This is a genomic window from Variovorax sp. P1_G12 (assembly GCF_056405555.1).
In genome coordinates this window covers 1-5,890 of the sequence record NZ_JBFUBW010000079.1, presented here as the reverse complement: position 1 = coordinate 5,890, position 5,890 = coordinate 1, and the positions used below count along the sequence as shown (strand labels likewise).

5 protein-coding genes and 1 pseudogene are annotated in these 5,890 nt (G+C 66.8%); 1 reads left to right on the top strand and 5 read right to left on the bottom strand.

Translation table 11 applies throughout. The features are described 5' to 3' along the window. A partial coding sequence (locus AC1D2O_RS37525; protein ID WP_478158912.1) for a DDE-type integrase/transposase/recombinase occupies positions 1 to 367 on the top strand: 367 nt, incomplete at its 5' end. A gap of 110 nt (positions 368 to 477) precedes the next feature. On the opposite strand, the gene AC1D2O_RS37520 is transcribed toward AC1D2O_RS37525, so the two are convergent. From AC1D2O_RS37520 to AC1D2O_RS37500, 5 genes and pseudogenes are all read right to left on the bottom strand, one after another. After that, positions 478 to 2,754, bottom strand: a complete 2,277-nt coding sequence (locus AC1D2O_RS37520; RefSeq protein ID WP_478092563.1) for a phosphocholine-specific phospholipase C — start codon at positions 2,752 to 2,754, stop codon at positions 478 to 480. A 157-nt stretch (positions 2,755 to 2,911) separates the two neighbouring features. Continuing rightward, positions 2,912 to 3,037: a hypothetical protein gene (locus AC1D2O_RS37515; RefSeq protein ID WP_478158911.1), complete on the bottom strand. Its 126-nt coding sequence runs from the start codon at positions 3,035 to 3,037 to the stop codon at positions 2,912 to 2,914. A 74-nt stretch (positions 3,038 to 3,111) separates the two neighbouring features. Continuing rightward, a complete protein-coding gene (locus AC1D2O_RS37510; RefSeq protein ID WP_478158910.1) occupies positions 3,112 to 3,468 on the bottom strand; it encodes a hypothetical protein in 357 nt (118 codons plus the stop codon). A gap of 228 nt (positions 3,469 to 3,696) precedes the next feature. After that, positions 3,697 to 4,959 (bottom strand): M14 family zinc carboxypeptidase, encoded by a 1,263-nt coding sequence (locus AC1D2O_RS37505; protein ID WP_478092556.1) that lies wholly within the window; start codon positions 4,957 to 4,959, stop codon positions 3,697 to 3,699. Positions 4,960 to 5,643: 684 nt separating this feature from the next. Then, positions 5,644 to 5,890: pseudogene (locus tag AC1D2O_RS37500) on the bottom strand (DDE-type integrase/transposase/recombinase); the annotation flags it as partial.

Here is a 5,890-nt window from a genome sequence, read left to right as displayed (position 1 = left end):
GCGCGCCAAGAGAGACCGCGCCGCCGCGCGTCGTTTCCTAGAACAGGCCATCGGACTGCATGGCGTACCCGAGAAGATCACCGTCGACAAGAGCGGTGCCAACACGGCCGCCATCCTGAGCGTCAACGATGACGCCGGGGTCGCCATCGATCTGCGTCAGAGCAAATGCCTCAATAACGTCGTGGAGCAAGACCATCGCGCGATCAAGCGTGTCGTGCGGTCGATGCTGGGGTTCAAGTCCTTCCGCTGCGCACGCGTCCTGATTGCTGGCATTGAGCTGATGCATATGATCAGGAAGGGGCAGCTCGACTGCCCTGAAGGCGAAGCCTCGTCAGCTGCGTCGAAGTTCTATTCGCTGGCCTCTTGAACGCCAATGCCAGCATGGATACCCACGGCTCCGCAGCGCTATCGCGACAGAACCGAAAGGCCCGCTCCGCCCCCGAAGCGACCTGTGTCAGTGCAGACCGCGATGGACCATCAGAACTGATCGGCCAGGCCCATGCCCGGATCGCTGACCGAGTGCCGGCCGGTCTCGACGCGGCCGGCCAGGCGTCGCTGGAAGCTCGGGTCGGCGTCGCAGGTGACGACCAGGTCGTACCACCAGCCGGTCGCGTCCAGGTTCCAGTACAGCGACTGCGTGCTGCGGCCGTTGAGGCGAAGCGTCCACTCGGTGCCCGAGCCCTGCGCCTGCTCGGCGCCGCGCAGGTCGCTGCTCTTCGAGGTGTTCAGCGTGCCGTACACCTTGTTCGAACGCACCTTGAGCAGCAGCTGGCCGGAACCGTCGTTGCGTCCTTCCAGCCGCAGAGCGCCGCTAGCGGGGTCGTAACTCACCTTCACCTCGGGCGCCGGCGCGTTGCGCGCTCGCTGCGTGGCGAGGTCGCCCTTGAAGCGGCGGTGGAAGCCATTCGGGCCCAGCACCCACAGGTCGTAGCGGCCGGCATCGTCGCTGCCCGCGGCCCAGGCGTCGTCGAGCGACTTGCCCGGCTCGACCGCATAGCGCTTCGGCAGACGGTCGAGGTGCAGTTGGTCGTAGACGTGGAAGACGGCGGCGGCGCGGCCGGCGTTGACGAAGCTCAGCGTGACCGTGCCCCGGACCGCGTCGGTGGCGGCCGTGGCGTACAGCTCGTAGGGCAGCGCGCGCGAGGGGCGGAAGCCGCTGGCTTGCACCGGCAGGCCACGCCCGGCCTGCGGGACGACTTGCGGCAGGGCCTGCTGTGCATTGCGCAGCGCATCGGCCTCGGCCTTGGTCTTGCGACCGGCCAGCGTGGGCAGCGGCTCGTTGTTGGGCGTCTGGAAGTTGAAGGCGCTGGTCAGGTCGCCGCACACCGAGCGGCGGAACCCGCTGATGCCGGGGTATTTGATGCCGAAGCGCGCCTCCAGGAAGCGCGCCACCGAGGTGTGATCGGCGACTTCCGAGTTGACCCAGCCGCCGCGGCTCCAGGGTGAGATCACGTACATCGGCACGCGCACGCCGGGGCCGTAGACGCGCCCGTCCGGCTTGCGGTAGTCGGGCGAGAAGCCGGCCGGAGCCGGGTGGTTGAAGTACTCGGGTGCGAGGGCGGCCGCGGCCAGCGTGGTCTTGCCGGCGAGCGTGCCGTCGGCATTGGCCGAGGGCGCGGCGGGCGAGGGCATGTGGTCGAAGAAGCCGTCGTTCTCGTCGAAGTTGACGAACAGCACGGTCTTGCTCCAGACCTCGGGCACGGCGGTCAGCGCGTCCAGGATCTGCTGGAGGTACCAGGCGCCCTGCACCGGGCTGGACGGGCCCGGGTGCTCGGAGTAGGTGTCCGTGGCCACCACGTAAGACACCTGCGGCAGCCGGCCGTTCTTGACGTCGTTGCGGAAGGCGTCGAGCTGCGTTTCCTCGTTGGCGCCGGGCATGGTGTTGGCGATGCCCTTGTACAGCGGTGCGACTGCGTCGTCATTGGGGTCGTAGGCCGGGTTGGGGTTGACGTTGTGGTAGACAGGCTTGCCCGAGGCTAGGTTGGCCTGCCGGAAGCTGCTGAAGCCCACCAGCGAGTTGTCGGTGTAGTTGTCGGGCATGTTCTGGTAGACCTTCCAGCTCACGCCGGCTTCCTGCAAGGTCTCGGGCACAGTCTTCCAGGTGAAGCCGACGGCCACGTTCGTGTCGTTGTCGAGCGTGTCCCAGGTGTTGTCGATGACCCCCACGCCGGCGCCGGCCGGGCCATTGCTGCCGGCAAACAGGAACATGCGGTTGGGGTTGGTGCTCGAGTGGATGCCGCAGTGGTAGGCATCGCAGATCGTGAAGGCGTTGGCCAACGCGAACTGGAAGGGCAGCTCGGCCTCCTTATAGAAGCCCATCGACTGCTGCTGCTTGTAGCGCGGCCATTGGTACTGGCGGCCACCGTCCCAGGCGCTTTGCCCGTCGGTCCAGCCGTGCGGCGTGCCCTTCACGCGCTGGGCGTTGCCTTGGCTGCCGTCCAGGTGGTAGGGCAGCACCACGGTGCCGTTGGCGTCGATCTGCTGCTCCCACACCTTGCGGCCGCCGGGCAGCGGGATCCCGAAGCGGTCGCCGAAGCCGCGCACGCCCTTGAGCGTGCCGAAATAGTGGTCGAACGAGCGGTTCTCCTGCATCAGGATCACCACGTGCTGGACGTCCTTGATCGTGCCGGTCTCGTTGTGTGCTGGAATCGCCAGCGCCTTGCGGATGCTGGGCGGGAAGGCGGCCAGCGCGGCGGCGCTGAAGCCAGTGGTGGCGGAGCTCTTGAGGAAGCTGCGGCGGGAGTTGTCGGTCATGGCTTTCCTGTCTTCTTGGGGTTGGACGGAGACAGGAAACCGCCGCACGCAACGGCAAGGCACCACGCGGCAGCGGTTTCCCGTGCCGAAGGCTAGTGGCCGTTGATGACGGTGGTGGGTCCGTGCGATGACATCCGGCGATCGCCCGACAGGGCCGTCACGCGAGCGGCGGGGCGACAGCGGCCTGCGGCGTACTGCGGAAACTGATGGCCATGCGGTTGTACCGGCGCAGCACCGGGACCGACACGGTTCGCTTCATCGGTCCGGCGGCGATCACCGACATCGCGAGCCGCACGGGCGGCACGAGCTCCGAGCTGCCATCGGCGCCACCTGGCAGATCGCGCCTTCGCTCGCCGCCTATGGAGAGTCGGGCCAGCTGTGGGCATCGGGCGGCGATGCGCGCACCCAGGGTGCGTGGAACGGCAGCGTGGGCCTGAAGGTGAACTGGTAGCCGTCTTTCCGTTTGATATTTTTTTCTGCGAAAGCCCACATGCACTGCGAGAAAGCCTGCCCGACGAACTCGTCGACAGCGTCGTGGACCTGCTGAAGATGCGCGCCAAGGCGCCCAAGGACCCGAGCGATTACGCCCTGTGGATCGACGAGATGCTGCGGACCGCTTGCCGGCACATCGAGTACTTCGTCGAGCCCGAAATCTCGATCAAGGCCGCCGCGCAGTGGAAGGAAAGCGACGGCAAAGGCGATCTGTCCAGGCAACGGTACCGACCGCCGTCGAGGTTGCCGCGCGGCAAGGGCCGACGTCCGCCCGTGTCAGGTGCTCGAGACCGCCGAGATCGTTTGGATCGCGACGGACGAGGGCGATTTCCCCAAGGGGCCTCGGCCCGACTGGAGGGAGCTTTATGCCGCACGGGGAATAGAGCTGGTGACCGAACGAAAACGGATAGCGCGCGCCACGGGCCCGGCAGCGCGCCGCAAGCGCCGCCGTCAGTTGCCCAGGTGGTCGGGATCGAGTGCTTCGGCTTCGCCGCCGTTGCCGGTGCTCGGCGGCACGCCGTTGGCGGGCACCACCAGCACGTCGGCCTGGTCGGGGTCGAAGCTGCCCAGGGTCGGGTCCTTGGCCAGCTCTTGGAGGATGGCCGACGCGGCGTGGTAGCCGATCTTCTGGATGTAGCCGCCCGACTTGGTGCCGATGCCGCCGCGCAGTTCGAGCAGCACCGAGCCGGAGCCCAGCAGGCCATAGGCGTTCCGCGAGATGCCAGGCTCGGTCCCGCCGGGGTAGCGGCTCAGGTTGGCGTAGGGGTACTGCGCCAGCTTCTGCGCGATCAGCACCACCACGCGCTTGGCCATCGTCTGGCCGGCGGTGAAGCGTGCCAGCGCATTCGGGTCCACCGCCTGCAGCCACTGCGCAGTCTGCAGCGCGGTGGGGTAGAGGGTGGAGGCGGTCACCATCTCGCCGTCATGCACGCGGGTACCCTGATGGTGCAGGTCCAGCGCCACCACCGGCTTGTACTTGTCGTTGATCCAGCGGATGTTCTTGGCTTCCGGCACCGGGTTGCCCTTCGAGAGGTCGTAGGTGGGCGCGGTGCTGTCGATGTCCTGTGTCTCGCAGGTGGAGACACCGGCGGCCGTCGTGATGTTCGGGTAGTTGGGATTGTCCAGCGGGCACTCGGGCCGGAAGGCGTGGTAGCGGTTGATGTCATAGCCGCGGCCGCGCTGGTAGAAGGCGGGCAGCGGGTTGACGGTGAAGCGCGGGTCGTAGTTCTGGCGCCAGGGCACGGTGTTGCCGGAAGCGTCGGTCAGCGGCGTGCCGTCGGGCTTCTCGCCGTCGAAGCCGTCGACGTTGACGCGCGGCACCACGATCACGGTGAGCGAGTTGCGGATGATCTGCGATTCCTTCGAGCTGTTGGCCAGCGTGCGCACCAGGTTGGCGGCCGAGTCGCTGGTTTCCATCTCGTCGCCATGCTGCTGGGCGATGATCATCGCCGCCGTCGGGCCGTTGCCGACCACCACGTAGGGAACCTTGCGGCCGGTGTTGCTGGTCCAGGGCGCGTAATGCAGGGTGGCGGCACCGTTGGAGGAGTGGACCGAGGTTTCCAGCGCCTTGACCAACTGGTCGTAGGTGCGCAGCGAGGCAAGACTCTGGTTCTCGCCGTTCGGTCCGTTGGGAATAGTGGAAGGCTGGGCCCAGGCCAGGCCGGCGACAAGGGATGCAGCAGCGCTGATGGCCGCGATACGAAAACGGGGCATCGTTGACTCCTTCTTGGTTTTTTTGAACCCGGCATGGACACCGGGGAGTGCATGCTAGGTCGGGCCCGGGCGGGCAGCAAACAATGCCCCCGGACCAGTAAATGGTCGAAATTCACATTTTGTGGTCGACGGGGCGCGTGTGGTAGACGCGCGTACGCGGTGGGGTGGCCGGTTCGGTCCGAGGGTCGGCGGCGTTTGGTCATGGAGGCTTTCTTTTGCAGAATCGCGCCTGGCCCCACAAGACCCACAAGAAGGAGTGCGACATGAGGAGAGCAACGCCTGGCTGCCTTGCAGCCGCGGCAGCCCACGCGAGCCGCGACGCAGCCAGCTCGGCAACAGGCCGTTCGCGTAGAACGATGTCGATCCTTCGATGGGCTTCGGCGGCACTCCTTGCCTTCACGGCGCTGGGCGCTGCATGTGCCCAGGATGCATCCCCTGCCAGAGCTTCGGATCAGCAGGCGATCAAGGCCGCGAGGGAGAGCGATGGGGCGGCCATCTACAGCCCGTTCTCGGCGGGAGCGGACCGCAGGATCTCATCGCCGAAGCAGGCGCCGATCGAAGGACAAAGTCCCGACATGACGATGACGCTGCTGGCGGGGCTCGCAGGCGGCGCAGCCCTCGTCTGGCTCCTGCGCCAATAGTTGTCGGCGCCGATTGAATGTTGACCACCGCGTCAGGATTCCAGCGGAAGGACTTGAACCCCAGCATCGACCGCACGACACGCTTGATCGCGCGATGGTCTTGCTCCACGACGTTATTGAGGCATTTGCTCTGACGCAGATCGATGGCGACCCCGGCGTCATCGTTGACGCTCAGGATGGCGGCCGTGTTGGCACCGCTCTTGTCGACGGTGATCTTCTCGGGTACGCCATGCAGTCCGATGGCCTGTTCTAGGAAACGACGCGCGGCGGCGCGGTCTCTCTTGGCGCGC

Bases quoted from the DNA above. Each gene is read 5' to 3' on its own strand.
- AC1D2O_RS37520 (WP_478092563.1), bottom strand. From the start codon at position 2,754: ATGACCGACAACTCCCGCCGCAGCTTCCTCAAGAGCTCCGCCACCACT.
- AC1D2O_RS37515 (WP_478158911.1), bottom strand. From the start codon at position 3,037: ATGTCGGTGATCGCCGCCGGACCGATGAAGCGAACCGTGTCGGTCCCG.
- AC1D2O_RS37505 (WP_478092556.1), bottom strand. From the start codon at position 4,959: ATGCCCCGTTTTCGTATCGCGGCCATCAGCGCTGCTGCATCCCTTGTC.